The organism is Flavobacterium defluvii (genome assembly GCF_900129555.1).
GTDB lineage: Bacteria > Bacteroidota > Bacteroidia > Flavobacteriales > Flavobacteriaceae > Flavobacterium > Flavobacterium defluvii.
Genome location: NZ_FQWC01000009.1, coordinates 201935 through 220603 on the forward strand (window position 1 = coordinate 201935; position 18669 = coordinate 220603).

Annotated in this window: 11 protein-coding genes; 5 read left to right on the forward strand and 6 right to left on the reverse strand. The window is 34.0% G+C overall.

The genetic code is table 11. The features are described from left to right. Positions 1–6 precede the first annotated feature (6 nt). Positions 7–702 carry a LytR/AlgR family response regulator transcription factor gene (locus tag BUC29_RS18245; protein ID WP_073417604.1) on the reverse strand — a complete coding sequence of 232 codons (696 nt, stop codon included), beginning with the start codon at positions 700–702 and terminating at the stop codon, positions 7–9. Continuing rightward, on the reverse strand, positions 699–2414 hold the full coding sequence (locus BUC29_RS18250) for a histidine kinase (protein WP_073417605.1): 1716 nt from the start codon (positions 2412–2414) through the stop codon (positions 699–701). Before BUC29_RS18250 ends, BUC29_RS18245 begins: the two co-directional genes overlap by 4 nt. A 58-nt stretch (positions 2415–2472) precedes the next feature. On the opposite strand from BUC29_RS18250, the gene BUC29_RS18255 reads away from it, so the two are divergent. Both BUC29_RS18255 and BUC29_RS18260 read left to right on the forward strand, forming a co-directional pair. Next, positions 2473–4848: a TonB-dependent receptor gene (locus BUC29_RS18255; RefSeq protein WP_073417606.1), complete on the forward strand. Its 2376-nt coding sequence runs from the start codon at positions 2473–2475 to the stop codon at positions 4846–4848. Positions 4849–4966: 118 nt separating this feature from the next. Further along, entirely contained in the window at positions 4967–5989 is a 1023-nt protein-coding gene (locus tag BUC29_RS18260) for an LLM class flavin-dependent oxidoreductase (protein WP_073417607.1), read from the forward strand. A gap of 58 nt (positions 5990–6047) precedes the next feature. On the opposite strand, the gene BUC29_RS18265 is transcribed toward BUC29_RS18260, so the two are convergent. The 3 genes from BUC29_RS18265 to BUC29_RS18275 all read right to left on the reverse strand — a co-directional run bounded on the left by BUC29_RS18265 (position 6048) and on the right by BUC29_RS18275 (position 12484). After that, positions 6048–6836 carry a polysaccharide lyase gene (locus BUC29_RS18265; RefSeq protein WP_073417608.1) on the reverse strand — a complete coding sequence of 263 codons (789 nt, stop codon included), beginning with the start codon at positions 6834–6836 and terminating at the stop codon, positions 6048–6050. 320 nt (positions 6837–7156) lie between these two features. Then, positions 7157–9157, reverse strand: a complete 2001-nt coding sequence (locus BUC29_RS18270; RefSeq protein WP_073417609.1) for a RagB/SusD family nutrient uptake outer membrane protein — start codon at positions 9155–9157, stop codon at positions 7157–7159. A gap of 12 nt (positions 9158–9169) precedes the next feature. After that, entirely contained in the window at positions 9170–12484 is a 3315-nt protein-coding gene (locus BUC29_RS18275; protein WP_244160847.1) for a SusC/RagA family TonB-linked outer membrane protein, read from the reverse strand. A 728-nt stretch (positions 12485–13212) separates the two neighbouring features. Here BUC29_RS18275 and BUC29_RS18280 point away from each other — a divergent pair. Further along, positions 13213–14187 carry a hypothetical protein gene (locus BUC29_RS18280; RefSeq protein ID WP_073417611.1) on the forward strand — a complete coding sequence of 325 codons (975 nt, stop codon included), beginning with the start codon at positions 13213–13215 and terminating at the stop codon, positions 14185–14187. 105 nt (positions 14188–14292) lie between these two features. Here the strand turns inward: BUC29_RS18280 and mnmE are convergent, their stop codons facing one another. Further along, a complete protein-coding gene (gene mnmE, locus BUC29_RS18285; protein WP_073417612.1) occupies positions 14293–15693 on the reverse strand; it encodes a tRNA uridine-5-carboxymethylaminomethyl(34) synthesis GTPase MnmE in 1401 nt (466 codons plus the stop codon). A gap of 183 nt (positions 15694–15876) precedes the next feature. On the opposite strand from mnmE, the gene BUC29_RS18290 reads away from it, so the two are divergent. Beyond that, positions 15877–16710 carry a universal stress protein gene (locus BUC29_RS18290; RefSeq protein ID WP_073417613.1) on the forward strand — a complete coding sequence of 278 codons (834 nt, stop codon included), beginning with the start codon at positions 15877–15879 and terminating at the stop codon, positions 16708–16710. Between the two features lie 68 nt (positions 16711–16778). Further along, entirely contained in the window at positions 16779–18551 is a 1773-nt protein-coding gene (locus BUC29_RS18295; protein WP_073417614.1) for a MutS-related protein, read from the forward strand. Positions 18552–18669: the final 118 nt, after the last annotated feature.

Here is an 18669-nt window from a genome sequence, read left to right on the forward strand (position 1 = left end):
AAAAAATTAAATTAATTTGGTTTTGATTTCTTTATATTTTGAACGACCTACCGGTAATAGTTCACCATTTTTAAGAAGCATATTGTATTTTCCGCCGGCTTCTACAACAAGTTTTTCTGCTTCATTCCAGCATAAAATATAAGATTTATGTATTCGCTCGAATGATGACGGAAGCAGTTTTTCTAACGATTCAAGAGATTTATCATGTAGTTCTATACGACCGTCTGATAAGTGTAGTTCAGTATAAATTCCAGCACCTTTTATATATATTATTTCTTTTACAGGAATTAATTTAATTGATTTTGCTTTTTTTACGGCCAAAAACTGAAGTTCCTGACTGCCTTTTTTTTCGGATGTTATAAAACGCATAAAAGCTTGTACCAGTCTGTTTTCATCAAAAGGCTTTGGTACAAAATCCAACACACCGTAATTGAATGCCAAAATCGCCTTATCAGTAGAAGCCGAAATAATAATGGTTTGAAAAGATTTTGAAACAACAGTCTGCAGAACATCAAATCCGTCTTCGCCATTCAGGTTCAGGTCGAGCAGCAACAAATCGATAGAATGTTTGTCAATTGTATTTAATCCGTTTTCGATAGAATCACTAACTAAAACCTGAGTTTCTTTATCAAAAAAATCACGGGTCATTCTTTCGATTCTTTTAGCAATTCGGGCTTCGTCTTCAATAATTAGAATTTTCATTTTTTATCAAAAATTTTAATTGTTGTACACCATCCTTCTTCTACAGCAAATGAATCAAAATACCAATTGTTTCCGTAGCTTTCACTAAGTCTGGCTTTTATATATTTAAAACCAGTTCCGTTGTTGTTTTCTCTTTTTCTGATTCGGTTTTTAGCTATGGTGAGCAGTTTATATTGTTTGTATTGTTTTTCTCTTGAAAAACTTAAAACAAAAGTAATACAACCTTGTTTTGGCGGTAAACTATGCGTAATTCCGTTTTCTATAATCGTGTGAAAAAGAGCAGGCGGTACCTGTTCATTTTCATCAATGTTATTTTGTTCCCATTTATATGATACTTCTTTTCGAAAAGACATTATTTCTAAATGTTTCCTGCATAATTCAATCTCTTTCTGAATAGGTATTTGGGCTTCTTCAGAAATAGAATTCATTATATCAAATTCATCAGCCAGCGAGCGGATAAAAACTACACCTTGTTTTGGTGATTCTTCGATCCAGTCAATTAATGAAGTTAATGTATTACGAAGAAAATGCGGCTGAATGTTTTTCTTAACAAGTTCCAGCTGTAATCTTGAAGAAAGGAGAAGGGATGCGTTATGAGCTTCTTCCAGCGCTTTGGCTCGTATGGTATGCAGATAAAGCATACAGAAGACTAAAATGGTAAAAGCGATAAACAACCCGAAATCATAAAACATAAAATAATTAACTACAAAACCGGCCAGTAAACCAATTGTTACTATAAGTCCGCCTTTGGTTTTTCTATATGCGGCATCAAAAGCAATAATAGTTGAGAAAACACGGGCAGCGAGTGTAAAATAAGCAGCAGAAATATCATAATGACCATAATAATCAATGTAAATGCCGATTAGGGTTACTATTAAAAGAAATAAAAATAACCGCTTTCTTTTAAAATCAAATTGCAGCATAAAATACCACGGAACCAATATTGAAACGATAAAAGTAAGCCAGCCGATTATCTTTAATCGGGTATAAAAATGGGTATAGGGAATATCCACATAAAATTTTACATATTCTATAATGAGCAGAAAAAAGAACAGAAGACAGATTATTCCGAATAGTAAAACCGCTATTTCCTTGCGGGTACTGTTTATATATAGAAAAAAGTAATATATCGAAGCAATAAGAAAAGCCCCAGCCATGAGATTCATAAATGACATAACAACAAGCGGTGCACGATGAAGTCTTAAATAACTCTCAAGTTTTACATCAATGCTTCGGTTTGCTTCCCGAATTTTGGTTTGTGTTCCGGTAATTGTGACAACGTGCTTACCTATATAAGCCAGTTTTTCAGGGATTTGATAATAGGTCATTTCAGTTCCCGGTATTTCAGGGCGTCCTGGTTTTGCCATTTGACCATTTCTTCCCACAAAAACACCATCCCAATAAACATCAAAAGAACCAAAAGCATTAACCTGTAGTCCTAATGGTTCTAATTTGTTTTCGCGGTTCAATATTTTGGTTTCTATCTCAACTTTAAAAATAGAATTTTCGGCTTTGCCCAAATAATTGTGCGGAGGATTCTCATCATCGACATAATACGTTACATCCGATTTAACGTATTCTCTATAGTGCTTACAAGAGGTAAACAACAGTAATAATAAAATGGTAAAAAAGGCCGGTCGATACATGAGATAAAGATAAAATAAATATCGAATTGAGAAATGCATTTCGAAAGCTCTTAGAGCCGTTGACATGTTTTAAAAGGTAAGATTTTATTTTATAAACTAATCTTGTATCATAAAACCAATAAATATGAAAACCTTAATAACCAGTATTTTATTTTTTTTAATTCCGATGTTTGGTTTTGCTCAGCAAATTGCTGTTTCCGGTAAAGTCCAGGATAATGTTACTAAAGAAGCGATTCCTTATGTAACAGTATCGATACAAGATAATTCTTCAAAAGCGATAGCAGCAGGCGTAACCGACGAGCATGGTATTTTTAATTTTGAAGGCCTTTCAGCGGGTTCTGTGATACTCTCTTTTAGTTATATCGGATATCAAAATTATACTCAGAAATTAGATATTATTTCAGGAAAACCAAAAATAGAATTGGCACCTGTTAATTTACAAACCGATGCTGTACAATTAAACGCTGTAGAAGTTACAGGACAAAAAAACAGTGTGAGCTTAAAACTGGATAAAAAAGTTTTTGAGGTGGGTAAAGATGTGCTTTCGCAGAATGGTTCTGCACATGATGTTTTAAACGGGGTTCCTTCTGTAAGTGTGAGCCCAACGGGAGGGATAAGTCTTCGTGGTAACAGCAGTGTACTGGTATTGATCAATGGACGCCAATCTGGTTTAACGCAGAGTAATTCTCTCGATCAAATTGCGGCCGACCAAATTGAACGTATTGAAGTTATAACCAATCCTTCATCGAGATATGATGCTTCCGGTTCGGCGGGAATCATCAATATTATATTAAAGAAGAACAAAAAAAGCGGTTTTAGCGGTCAGGTTCGCGTAGTAGCCGGATCACCCAATGACAGCCGTCTTAATCCGAGCATTAATTTTAAATCAGATAAAATTAATATTTTTTCAAATTTCGGTATACGATCTTCGGATTATGTTGGCTTATATACAACAAACCAATCTACTGCCAATAACGGAACTACAAATTATATGAATCTTGTACAGAATGAGGATCGCCATGATGATGGTAAACTGATGTATTTTGGTGCCGATTATTATATTGATGATCATCGCACAGTTACGGCCGCCTTTTTAAAAAATGCCACTACAGATGATGATAAAACCCGTTTATTATACGATTACAGTAATGCTAACCATGAACAGGATAGTGTTTTAACAAGAGAAGGAAAATCATTAGAAAAAAGAGATTATAATCAGTTAGAATTTAATTTTACCCAGACTTTTAATGAGCCATCCAAAAAATGGACTGTCGATATTCAATACGACTGGTGGAACAGTGATAAAGATTGGAATCTATCTACTCAGCGTCTTAATCCAACATCTTTGATTTATCCCGGTATTCGAACAAATTCAATAGGAAATAGTAAGGATTTGGTTATTCAGAGTGATTTTATTAAGCCTGTAGATACGGTTTCGGTATTTGAAATGGGAGTAAAAACCGAACTTCGTAAAGTTTCAAGCCAGTATTTAGCAGAACAGCAGCAAGAAAATAACTGGGCAGTTTACCAAGGCATTGATAATGATCTTAATTATAACGAAAATATAGAAAGTGCTTATTTACAATACAGTAATAAAACATCAAAGTTTAATTATATGTTGGGTCTTCGTGCAGAATTTACCAAAATATCAATTAACGATGTTAAAAACACGTATAGTAACGACAAAAAATATAGTCGATTATTCCCAACCGTTAATTTAAGTTATAAGTTTGATAAGTCTACTTTACAGTTCAATTACAGTAAGCGCATTAACCGTCCGTCACTATATGCTTTGTATCCTTTTAACGAACTGACCGACCTTAATGCACAATACATTGGTAATCCAGATCTAAATCCTTCTTATTCGGATGTATTTGAACTGGGTTTCCTGAAATCATGGAAAAATTTTACGCTGAATCCTTCTGTTTATTATCAATGGGAGCATGATCATATTCAGGATTTTACGTATCGTGAAGATGATATATTTTTTACAACACCTATTAATATTCAGCATGAAATACGAAGCGGTATAGAACTTTCAACATTATACAATCCATTAAAATGGCTTCAGGTAAATTTAGAAATGAATTTTTATCAATTTAAACAGAAAGGAAGTTATCAGGAAGAAAACCTGGATTATGAAGGAAAAACATTTACCGGACGTTTAAGCACACAGATAAAACTGCCGTATAAATTTAGTTTTCAGGGGCGTTATAATTTTCGAGGAGCTCAGCAAAATGCGCAGACTAAAAATGATGCATTACAATCGCTCGATTTTGGTTTAAGCAAAATATTATTAAAAGACAAAGCTACTTTGGTATTTGATGTTTCAAATGCTTTTAATTTACGTCAGAATAAAAGTATTACTACAGGTACAGATTATTATATTAATCAAAACAATATTCCAAATGCCGCCCGTTACCGACTTAGTTTTGTGTATCGTTTTAATCTAACAGATTCAAAAGGGATTAGGCAGGCTAATAATGCTAATCGTAATTAACTCTGATTTTATGAAATTTTTAAATGCTTATAAATGGTAAACGTTTTCTAATAAAGATTGAAGGTTCATTCCAATAATGATGCGTATATTTGGGAATAGTAAAACAATAATGCGATTTATGAAGAAAATAGGATTTTTATCATTTGGACATTGGGCCAATCATCCTTCTTATAAAGCTCGTACAGCAAGCGATACACTTCTTCAATCTATCGATTTAGCCGTAGCTGCAGAAGAAATAGGTTTGGATGGTGCTTATTTTCGAGTGCATCATTTTGCCCAACAGCTGGCATCACCATTTCCACTGCTTTCGGCTATTGGCGCAAAAACAGAAAAAATCGAAATAGGGACGGGGGTTATCGATATGCGATATGAAAACCCTTTGTATATGGTTGAAGACGCCGGTGCTGCAGACTTAATTTCAGAAGGACGTTTACAATTAGGAATAAGCAGAGGATCGCCGGAACAGGTTATTGACGGCTGGCGTTCTTTTGGTTATGAACCTTTAGAAGGTGAGACAGATGCCGATATGGGGCGTAAAAAAGCTTTGGAATTTTTGGATAAACTTAATGGTGTTGGTTTTGCCGAACCAAATCCATATCCGATGTTTCCAAATCCTCCGGGTTTATTGCGTCTTGAACCTTATTCTGAAGGATTAAGGGAACGCATCTGGTGGGGAGCCGCATCGAATGCTACAGCTGTCTGGGCTGCCGAAAACGGAATGCACCTGCAGAGTTCTACTTTAAAGTATGATGAAAATGGTAAACCTTTTCATATTCAGCAGGCCGAACAAATTAGGATATATAAAGAAGCCTGGAAAAAAGCGGGACATGAACGTGAACCAAGGGTTTCTGTAAGCCGATCTATTTTTGCACTGGTAAACGATCAGGACAAAATTTATTTTGGAAATCAGGGCAAAGGATCAGATAGTATTGGTTACATAGAAGCTGATAAAAGAGCAATTTTTGGTAAAAGTTATGCTGCCGAACCTGATAAACTTATTGCAGAATTAGCACAGGATGAAGCGATTCAGGAAGCTGACACTCTGCTCCTGACAATTCCTAATACTTTAGGTGTTGAGTACAATGTGCATATATTATCATCGATATTAAAATATATAGCTCCAGAACTGGGCTGGCGTTAAATCTTTTAAATGTAAATACAGAAAAGCTCCCTTTTTAGGGAGCTTTTTATTTAGTTATTTATTGAGCATCCCAAGATGCGCTAGGATAGTAAATAGAACTTGTTACAGGAGCTGTCCAGTAACTTTGGCTGCCTCCACGGAAAGTGTGAAGACTTACTGCATTGACATTTCGTTTAGCATCATTAGTTACCCAGCGAATTTTTTGATTCAGTATTTCTGTACCATTTACATAGTATTTAACGTATCCATCAGTATTTGAGCCGGTATTTAACTTAACTGAGATTTGACAGTTATATGTTACACCTTCTTGTATATAGTATTTTTTTCCAAAATCATTACCATATTGTCCTGGCTGATCTTTATAATATACATAAGGCTGAAGATAAGCTCCGCTTCCTTTAGCAGTATTTGATCCATTTGGGCAGTACCACATAAATCTGGCACTACCGCCGTTTCCATCCCATCCCGGATCACCACCGGTATTTTGGTCACCAATTAAGATACCATATCCGCATTTACCGCCTCTGCTCCAATAAAATCCGGAATTAAATTTCATTTGAAACCACACCGTATAAAGACCCGTTGACCAAACGCCATAAGATGTGCACAAACCACCAGGGCAGGAGAGAGTATTGGTCTGCAATGTAATTGTTCTGGCTCCGGCACTTCCAAGCGCTTCAACATTAGGTTCTGCAGCGGCAGTGTTTGCAGAAACGTCTTTGGTAACACTTTGCTGCGTTTCTTTGTTAACAGTTTGTGGTTCAATTACATCTTGTTCCTTTTCACAGGAATTAAACACTAATGCCGTAATAAACAGCATACTTGTTAATTTTAAGAATTTTTTCATTTTTAAAATTTTAAGGTTAATAAATAATTAATGATAGTTAATAGCAATTGCGTCGTAAAGGTCAATAATATTGACTAGCAAGAGGAGTAATTAAGTACGGTTTTACGTACACAAAAATTCAGACTATGTGTTTTGTGCATATTTATTGGGTTTTAAAAATGATATTGGTAAAAAATATTATGAAAAAATATCAAAATGAAATATTGAACAAAAAACAAGATCGTAAACGACACAAAAAAAGCGAGTTAAAATATCTAACTCGCTTTTTATTTTTCGGAAATCTATAATCTCCCGATTTTTATTGTTTGATTTGAAAAAAATTAAATTTTGTTTTCATCTTCAACAGCATCCTGCCATTTGTCCCAAACTTTAACTCCCGGATTGTATCCATCATAACCAAAGTTTTGACTTAATTGACCCTTTATATTTGGTTCTATAGCAAGTCTAAAAGGAATTGGCCAGTAATTATTGCGTTTGTCCATCGAATAAAACTTTACACCCGGTTTTAAGGCAATACCTGCCGGATATTTGTTATAAAGAGTGTAATGAACAATACGCTGCCACCAATAACTGCCGCCTGATGCATCTTTTCCTGATTGTTTATCCCAGGTATCTTTATTGTAAGTATGTCCCCATTCGTCTGGTTTTCCACTGAGGGCCAGACAATGCGAAATACGTTTTAATTCTACATTTCGCCATTCTTCCATATAAAGTTCTCTTCCTCTTTCTGCACAAATATCGCCAATAGTTACGGTGCTGTACATTTGCGAGGCTTTTGCTCTTGCCCTAACAACATTAACATCCTGAGCTGCTCCGGAAACATTTCCCTGATAAAAACGAGCTTCTGCACGTAATAAATAAGTTTCGGCTAGTCGATAAATGTACATGTGTGCACTTGCTCCGGCTGTAGCACCCTGAAAATCATTTGCCGCCGGATTTGCTTCGGCTACAACATCATGATAATAGATTTTATAGTGTGGAAAATCGAACCAGTCACGTATAGAATCCTGTGCTAACAATTTGCCAGCTTCTCGCATTCTAAAATTTTGGCCAGCCCAGGCAGCACTTCCACCAGCTCCGGGAGCATATTTAAGATCTTCCATATTTACCCAGTTACCAACTGTACTGTTATGTCTAAGATCTACTTTATCTTCAACACCATTTACAACCCACATAGGATGTTGTGAATAATATGAACCGCTTATTGTACCAATACCACGTCCAATAGCTCTTTGATAATCATATTTTGCATTATAATTTGTTTTATCAGTCAGAGGAAAACGAGGCGCAGCTGTTTTGCCGTCTGGAGTAATTAAGTTGGCATCATTCCAGTTAGGCCCAAAAATTCTCATTGATGCAAATGCTAAAAATGACTGCGCTCCTCCGTTTGGTGCAACTAATATGGCTTCTGTATTTGCAGAAATCACTTTATTTTCAGGTCTGTGTAAATCCCAGATTACATTTCTTGTAATAGGCCATGCAGTTGGATTTCCTCCCGAATCAAAAATTCCTAAAGTATTTTGTACCAAAGAATAACCTGATTGATTAATTAAAATATTGGCTTGTGTTTCTGCTTCAGCAAATCTTCCTGATGCTAAATAACATTTGATTAGTAACTGACGGCATGCACCTTTACTAACCATACCTACATAACCTATTTTTGACTGTTCCGGAACCCATTCTACAGCTTTTTCCATATCTGCCGTAATCATTTCTATGATGGCTTCCTTCTTAGTAGAATAATAACTTTGTTTAGGTACTGATAAAATTTTTGTGATCAATGGAATATCCCCAAACTGATATACCAGATTAAGATAGCGATATGCTCTGTGGAAATAAGCCTGTCCAATATATTTATTTTTAACTTCTTCGGATAAACTTTTTACGTTACCAATATACGTTAATACCGTATTGGCGTTTTTAATACCTGTATATGCTTCTGTCCACATAAAGCCAAGGTAAAGAGATTCTCCACTTGGATCTCTTCTAAAATCTCCGGTAGGAACAATAGTATTAGCATAATCGGCAATGTTGCTGCCTGTATCTGTTTTTCCATATTGTGCCATGTCAGAGAAAAGATATTCTGTACCAATAGGCACGCTTACCCCAGAAAAACCATAGTGAATATAATTATTACGAAGTTGTTTATCGCATAGTGCTAAAGTTGCCTGCAAACCGGCTTCTGTAGAGAATGTAGTTTCCGGTTCATAAAACGAAAGCGGATCTGAGTCGAGAAAATCTTTTGAACAAGAACTGGCCAATATTGCCAATACTGCAAAAGGGACAAGTTTTAAAATCTTATTTTGTATATATTTTTTCATTGTTGATTAATTTTAAAGTTGGACATTAAAACCTAAATTAAACTGTCTTGTAGCCAATCCTCCTGTTTCCGGATCTCCAAAATATTTCCATTCTTTAGAAGCAGACCATGTTGCTGCGTTTTGAACTGAAGCATAAATCTTTATGGTTTTAATACGCACTCTGTCTAAAAGATCTTTAGGAAGGGTATAGGCCAATGAAATGTTGTCTAAACGAATAAAACTACGATCATACAATCTTCCAGGTGCAACCGGCGTTCCTGCAGGTCCTTTTGCATCAAGACGTGCCCATTCATTGGTTGGATTATCAAGTGTCCAATATGGATTTACATAAGGATTGAAGTTAAATTTATATAAACTCGCATCGTTGAAAGTATTCATATAATTTGAATTAAGCGATTTACCTCCCATGTTAGAATACATACTGATACCCAAATCCCAATTTTTATAAATCTTAAAATCATTGCGCAGAGACCATTGTACTGGAGAATTGTAATTTCCTAAAAACTGCTTATCTTTTTCATTATAAACCGCTTTTTTATAAGGATTTCCATTGGCATCTACTGCATCCACATCATCTGCGGTATAACTGTTGGCTACTTTTGGATCTCCGGGACGCTGTCCGTATTTTTGAGCTTCTTTCCATTCATCTTTCTGCCAGATTCCCGTTACTCTATAATCCCAGATTTGAGTGATTGGCCTGCCTATAAACCATCCATTTGCAGAATCATTTCCTTCTTTCTGGCCAATAACATTTCCATTTTCATCTTTAATATCTACCATGTTGCCATACAATGAAATGATTTTATTTTCATTATAAGATATTCCAAATGTTGTTCGCCATTCAAAATTTGGCTTTTTCATGTTAAGAGTATTAAGACTCAATTCGATACCTTGATTTTGAACTTCTCCAAGATTAGTCGCAATTGATGAAAATCCAGTAAAACCCGGAAGAGACTGACTCATAATCATATCATGAGTTGATGCTCTGTAAGCGTCTAAAGTTGCAGTAATACGATCATTTAAAAAGCCTAAGTCAAGACCAATATTTGTTGATGTAGTTTTTTCCCATTCCAGATTTGGATTTGCCATACGATCAAGAGATAAATACTTTATTTCAAGAGCTTTTCCTGAAGCATCCAAATATCCCATTGTTCCTGTATTAACCAGATTGGCCAAAGAAATGTACGGATCAGCAAGAGTTCTGTTTCCGTTTTTACCCCATGACAAACGTAATTTACCAGTACTCATCGCATCCCAGTTGAACCAATTTTCATTTTTAAAATTCCATGCAACCCCAAAAGAAGGGAAAACTGCGTAAGGATTTGAAGCTCCAAATGCCGAATATCCATCGCGACGAACTGTTGCAGTAAGCATATAACGATTATCAAACGAATAGAAAAGTCTGGCCATTAATGCATCAGCCGTTTCATGCGTATCGTTTGATCTAAGCGCGCTGTTTGCCATTGTTGCTGTATTCACAAGGTGAAATCCTAAAGCATCTGAAGGCTGAATATTATAGGCATCCATACCGTCTGACCAAAAACGACGTTCTTCAGCTTCCTGAACAAAAGTTGCAATGATGTGATGTTTTTGTGCAATTGTATAATCCCATGTTAATGTGTTGTTGAGGTTATAATCAAATCGAATAGCATTATTTCTGTTTACACCTGTAGTAGCGGCAGGCCAGTTTGGATTTTGTGTTGATCTGAAATAACGATCATGAAAAAACTGATAACGAGGCGCAATGTTAAATGCATAAGTGATGCCTAACGGTAAAGTTACTTTTGCATTGAAAATTGTATTTAATGTCGTATATCCGGTCTCTTTATCAATAAATTGGCGTTCGTAGTAATAGTTATAATTCTGACCGGAAACGTTTTTCCCCATTGGCTGTCTCTCATAATTACCATTTTCATCTCTAAAAGTTCCAAATGGACTGGTTCTCATCATATTATTATCTCCGGCATTTGTACCTAAAGAAGGCGTAATATCTCCATCTGATCGGTCCTGAAAATTAACGTTTGCCCCAAGATCAAGCCAGTCAGTAATTTTAGCATCAATTTTCATGTTAGAACGAGCAGATTTATAATCATTTCCAACAATGGCTCCTTCTGAAGTTAAATAACCAAAAGACATATAGTAATTTACCCTTTCGCCTGCACCGGAAATACTCAAATTATTATCACGGTTAATTCCTGTTCTAAAAGAGCTGTCACTCCAGTCATGTGTTTTATCTGCAAGGAAATTGGCCATTAATGAAGGATCAAAATTAAGTCCTAAGCGTGCTCCCCATACTTCTTTGGAGCTTTTTCCAGCCGTTTGGGCAGCTGGCTGATAAGCTAACCACTGGGCTTCGGTAATACCCCATTTTTCTAAATCATTTGGATTCGAAAAATATCCGGGTTTACCATTTGCAACCGTTCCTGCTATAAAAGCTTCGTATTGGCCCGTTGCTGTATTGACACCATACGTTTGAGCAGTTTCCCAGTCTTCACGATATTTTAAGTAACCTTCCGGAGAATATACACGACGATAAGCGCTCTTATTGCTAATTGTTGTGTTAGTTGTAAAACTAACCATTGGCTTACCGGTTTTTCCTTTTTTGGTAGAGATAAGAATAACCCCTGCTGCTGCTCTCGATCCGTATACAGAAGCTGCCGAAGCATCTTTTAAGATATCAAGCTGTGCAATATCATCAGGATTGATTTCTGAAAGCTCACCATAAAACTGCATTCCATCTAAAATAATAAGCGGTGAATTATGGCTTCCTCCGGTATACACAGAAGTCTGCCCGCGAATCTGTATATTTCCCCCTCCTTTTGCAGAAGGGTCATAACCAACTCTTACGCCGGGAGTACCTCTTAAGATGTCCTGAACCGTCTGCGGATTTTGGTTTGCTAATTTATCAGGAGAAACCTGAACGACTGCTCCCGTTAAATCCTTTTTCTTCATTTTACCATATCCAACCACGACAACCTCGTCTAATGATGTTGTTGCTTTTTGTAGTTGTACATTGATTGAAGTTTCGCCTTTTAATTTTATTTCTTTAGTAGTATAGCCTAAAAAAGATATTACAAGAATGGCATTATCATTCTCTACCTGTAAAGAAAATTTTCCATCAAAATCTGTTAAGGCGGCATTTTTGGTTCCTTTTTCTAAAATGGTTACCCCGGGCAGCGGCATACCGTTTTCATCATTTACCTGGCCTTTGATGTTTTTTTGTTCCAGTACATTTTTAGGGTGTGTTGTACTCTTTGTACCTATTGCGTAACTGTGAATTTGAGATAAAGAGAATAATACGCAGGCAAGCAGTATTTTCTTTTTCAAATTAAATACAGATTTGCAATCAGGACTTTTTTTAATCCTAATAAAATTTGTCATTTTTGGTTTTCATTTTTGTGGTTAATAATTAGTTAGTTTAAAAAATCACCTCAATTTGGTTAAAATTGATACCGTGATTAACCGTACAAAAATGATTATTAATGAGTTCTGCCAGGAGTAAAAAAATACGATTTAAGGTGTACAAAAGTCTTGAAAATGTGCTTTATCGTTTTTTTTATCTTAAAAAATTAAGATTATAAAAAAAATCTTAGAAAAAAATGAGAAGAATAAAATTTTCATTATCAGCCAAAAAACAAACGAGTTAAAATATTTTAATAAAATATCTTAACTCGTTTGTACTATTTTGTTTTTATCTATTTCCCGATGCAGAAATTAGCAAATATATTTCCCAGCAATTCGTCGTTTGAAACCTGACTTGTAAATTCTTATTACCATGAAAAAAAATTTCAAGCGAGACAAATTTAATAGCCCTTTTATCGTTCTTTTTGGTATCTAACCTAAATATTTAAAATAGTAATTATATTACAAATTAAATACTTAGTTTCGCACATAAAATCTAAAAAAAACTTTCAGAACTACTTGACTATTGTAAAAAAAAGAAAAAAATACATTTACATGATTTCATCAAGATGAATAAAAGATAAATCCTATTAGATTTGAAAAATTCCAAAAATATTTAAATAAAACCAACAAAATTAAATTAAAAATTATTTATGAAAATTAAATCACTATTCTTATTGTTTACTCTCTCTGTAATCTCTGTAAATGCTCAGGTCTATACTCCAAATGGTACAATTCAAGGAACATCTGCAAATAATAATGTAGGTATTGGGAATACGGCACCAGTTGCGAAGCTAGATATTCTTGGGGTTAAAACAACAACTTATACATCCAGTTTAAGTTCACCAACAAATGACTTTTTAAGGGTTTCAAATATTCACGGATCAGGAGGGGCAGATCAATATTCTGCATTGGCATTAGCGGTTACAGGAAATAACGGAAGTAATAATGCTTACGTAAATTTGGCTGTTATACAACCAGTTGCAGCAAATTCTAATAGCGAATTTGCACTTACAGTTAGAAAATCTAACGGGGTAATGAATGAAGTTTTAAGAGCTAAGTCAGATGGGAAAATAGGTATTGGAACATCTAATCCTGTAGGTGCATTACATGTTGTGGATGCATCTGGAGGCTTCTTTTTTGATGGCTCAAGTACTGGATACAATAGGATAAAATCAACAGATGTTGTTCCAACTACCCCTAAGCCATTATTAATTAGTGCACAATTATCAGGTACAACTCCAGATATCTACATTAATACTTCCGGAAATTTAGGTTTGGGGACAATGAACCCAACTTCTAAACTTACTGTTGCTGGTAATATAAATTCTAGAGAAGTTAAAGTAACGGTTGATGCTGGAGCTGATTTTGTTTTTGAGAACAATTATGATTTACTATCTCTGAGTGCTCTTGATAAATATATTAAAGAAAATAAACATTTACCTGAGATTGCTTCTGCTGATGAAATGAAAAAGGAAGGAATTAATTTATCTGAAATGAATATAAAACTTTTGCAGAAAATTGAAGAATTAACCTTATATACAATTGATCAACAGAAAAATACTGAAAAACTAACAAAAATTATTGAAACATTAACCAAAAGATTGGAAGTGGTGGAAGGGAAATAATCAATTGAAAATTATATTATTGATTTTAAATTTTGGAGAAGCAACATCTATTTTAATTACAAAAAGAGACGACTACTAAGTCGTCTCTTTAATTTTATTTATCTCCTATTTCCCGATGCAGAAATTAGCAAATATATTTCCCAGCAATTCGTCGTTTGAAACCTGACCTGTAATAAGTCCGAATTGATATAAAGCTTCACGGATATCAAGTGCAATCAAGTCGCTTGAAAGATTTGTTTCAAGACCAAATTTTACTTTTTGAATTTCATCCAAAGCTTTTAATAAAGAGTCATAATGTCTTGTATTCGTAACAATTGTTTCGTTATTTCTCAAAGCTCCGGTATTTACAAACGAAAGCAGTTCATTCTTTAATTCTTCAACACCAATTTTTTGTTTTGCAGAAATAAGAAGAAGTTTTGCATTTAAATTTTCTAGTTTACTGGTAATATTCAAAACTTCATCTTCAGACAAAATATCCTTTTTATTCACGACAATAATTAAAGGTTTTAAAGGATATTTATTTTTTATCTGTTCAATTTCTGAAACAAATTCTGAACTCGATGCTTTAAACTTCAAGCCATCAAATAAATAAATAACAACTTGTGCCTGATCGATTTTTTCGAAAGTTTTCTTGATTCCGATGCTTTCGACAACGTCTTTAGTTTCGCGAATTCCGGCCGTATCGATAAATCTAAAACCAATTCCGCCAATAACCAATTCATCTTCAATCGTATCTCTTGTTGTTCCTGCAATGTCAGAGACAATGGCGCGTTCTTCATTAAGCAAAGCATTTAATAAAGTAGATTTACCAACGTTTGGCTCGCCGACAATTGCAACCGGAATTCCGTTTTTGATAACATTTCCAACTGCAAAAGAGTCAATTAAACGTTTTAAAACAAATTCAATACGGTTTAATAATTCATGAAACTGCGTTCTGTCTGCAAATTCTACATCTTCTTCTGCAAAGTCAAGTTCTAACTCAATTAAAGAAGCAAAATTTAAAAGTTCTTCACGCAATTTGGCAATTTCATTACTAAACCCGCCGCGCATTTGCTGCATGGCAATTTGGTGAGAAGCTTCATTATCCGAAGAAATTAAATCGGCAACAGCTTCTGCCTGAGATAAATCCAGTTTTCCATTTAAAAAAGCTCTTAAAGTAAATTCACCAGCATCGGCCATACGGCAGCCTTTTCTCAACAATAACTGGATAATTTGCTGCTGAATATAAGTAGAACCGTGGCATGAAATTTCGATTGTATCTTCGCCTGTATATGAATTTGGACCTTTAAAAACAGATACCAAAACTTCATCAAGCGTTTTTCCATTATCTACAATATGGCCTAAATGCAGCGTATGTGTTTTTTGCTTCGTTAAATCTTTGTTTTTAATAGATTTAAAAACAGAATTCCCAATCGAAATAGCTTCAGCTCCGGAAATACGAATTACAGCAATAGCTCCAGCCCCAGAGGGAGTAGCCAATGCAACTATAGAATCTTGATTTATCATGCTGCAAAGGTAAGAAAAAAGCAGAAAATTATAATACCTTAATACTGACTTGAAAACGGGCATAATCATTACAATATACGGACTTTTTAAGAAATTATTAACTGTTAAATTCCTGATAATTATCAGGTTATTTTGCATTTAGAATGATTAAATTTGAGTAACAAACCTATAATCTGAAATAAAATGAAAAAGATATTATTCCCCACAGATTTTTCTGACGCTGCTACAAATGCGTTTGTACATGCTTTAGAATTTGCAAAAGTTGTAAAAGCCGAACTTATTTTATTACATACATTTGAGATTCCGGTTTACGACAGTCAGTTTTTTCCAGAAAATTATGCATCGATATACAGCTCTATAGAATTGGCAAAATTTGAAATGTTTAAGGATGAAATTCCAAAACTTAGAGCAATCGCAGCCGAAAGAAATCTCGATGATATAGTTATAAAACATCGTTTGATGGATGGAGATCTGATTTACAATTTAAGAAATGCAGTTGAAGAAGACGAAATTGATTTTGTAATTATGGGAACGACGGGCGTGTCTGACTGGACAAAGTTTTTTACAGGTTCAAACACAAATTCTGTTATTTCAGAAGTAAATGTTCCGGTTTTATGTGTGCCTATTGATTCCAAGTTCAGGAAAATCAAAACAATTGGTTTTACGACACGATATCGTGAAAAAGATAAAAGCATTTTGAAAAAAGTGCTTAAAATTGCAAAGAAAACAGATGCAAAAGTTAAAAGTTTATATGTAAAAACTTCAAGCTCTGATGTTTCTGATGCTACTATTAAAGAATGGGAAAAAGAATTTTCCGGCGAAAATGTAGAATTCCTTGTACTGCCAAGCGATGAAGTCAATGAAACAATCCTGGATTTTATACTTTATAAAGATATTGATGTATTAACCACAATTACTCATAAAAGATCTTTCCTCGAAAGTATTTTTGATACAAGTTTTAGCAAAAAAATTACAAAAGAAGTTTCTATTCCTGTTTTGATAATGCATGAAAAATAAAATTCTACTTTAGTCCAATATCTTTTGAAAGTGTAAAACCTATATTTGTATTTCATTAAATTTTAAAAATGGAAATATATTTTAATAAGGTCGATCATTATTCAAAAGTTTATAACCAAATCAGCAAAAGATACAACAGCATAAGTCTGTTAAGGCTTTTAAGCATATTTTTTTGTTTGTTTATGTTGTTTTATTACATCAAAACCAACGAAATATTCTATGCAGTAATTGCTTTTTTATCTTTTGCTGGTTTTCTTTTTTTAATGAGAATCCATTCTAAATTATCTTTTAAAAGAGAATTGACCAAAGCTATTTTAGAAATTAATGAAGATGAAATTGCTTATTTAAAAAGAGAAAAACTTCCTTTTGAAAACGGAATCGAATTCAACGATTTTCATCATCCTTATGCTTACGATTTAGACATTTTTGGAGAACATTCGTTATTTCAAAATTTAAACAGAACAGCCACTTTTATAGGTAAAAAAACATTAGCAAATAAGTTATTAAATTTATTTTCTAATGAAACAATTCTGGAAAACCAGCATGCAGTTAATGAATTAAAAACTAAAATCGACTGGCGTCAGGATTTTGAATCTCTTGCCATTGTCAGTGCTGACAGTAAAAACTCATACGAATCATTAATTCATTGGATTTCATTTAAAAATAATTCATTATCTAAAGTTTTACTTTCGCTTTCTGTCATACTCCCAACTGTATTTTTCGGTTTTATAACATCCTATTTTATTACTTCAAAAGCGATATTATTATCGTATGCCACTTATATTTTTATTTTCAATTTAATGGTTTTAGGAAGATCGCTTAAGCGAATTCAGTCCGAAATTGCAAAAGCGGATAATATTGATAAAACAATTAAACAATACAGTTTATTGGTTGAAAAAATTGAAACCGAAAAATTCGAATCTAAAAAACTGATTGAACTACAAAAACAATTAATATCTAAAAATGCAGCAGCGAGTTCTCATTTAAAACAATTGTCGGAGTTGTTTTCTAGAATGGATACAATCAACAATTTTGTTACTGCAATCGTATTTAATGGTTCTTTTTTATTTAATCTTCACGTTTTAAGGGCTCTTTTAAAATGGAAAGAAAATTATGCGCACGAACTTGAAAACTGGATCAATATTATTGGAGAATTTGAAGCTTTAAATAGTTTGGCAAATTTGTCCTATAATAATTCTGATTTCGTTTTCCCTGAAATTAATTCAGAATATAAAATTGGTTTTGAAAATTTAAGCCATCCATTATTAAATCCGGAGACGAGAGTAGGGAATAATACTCATTTTTATCCTCAATCTTTTATGATTTTAACCGGATCGAATATGTCAGGAAAAAGTACATTTTTAAGGAGTTTGGGAATTAATATGGTTTTAGGCGGAATTGGTTCAGTCGTTTGTGCTTCAAAAGCTAATATTCATCCACTTCCAGTTTTAGTTTCAATGAGATTATCGGATTCTTTGGCCGATAGCGAATCCTATTTCTTTGCAGAAATTAAACGATTAAAACAAATCATGGATGCGTTGGAAGAACGCCCGGCTTTTGTTTTACTAGACGAAATTTTAAGAGGAACAAATTCCGATGATAAGCGTAACGGAACTATCGAAGTAGTGAAAAAAGTAATTGCTAAAAAAGCAATTGGCGCCATCGCAACACACGATATTGAAGTTTGTTTGACAACAAATGAATATCCGGATATTTTAACCAATCAATGTTTTGAAGTTGAAATTGAAAACAACGAACTTCATTTTGATTATAAACTCCGCAGCGGAATCTGTAAAAACAAAAGTGCTACTTTTTTAATGCAAAAAATGGGAGTGATATAATTTTAGATTCGAAAAAAATAAATCTAATGCATTCCCGTGGATGAAACCATGAGATATATTTGATCTTTTTTAATTCAAAATCCCGGATGAATATTAAAATTCGTCCGGGATTTTGCAT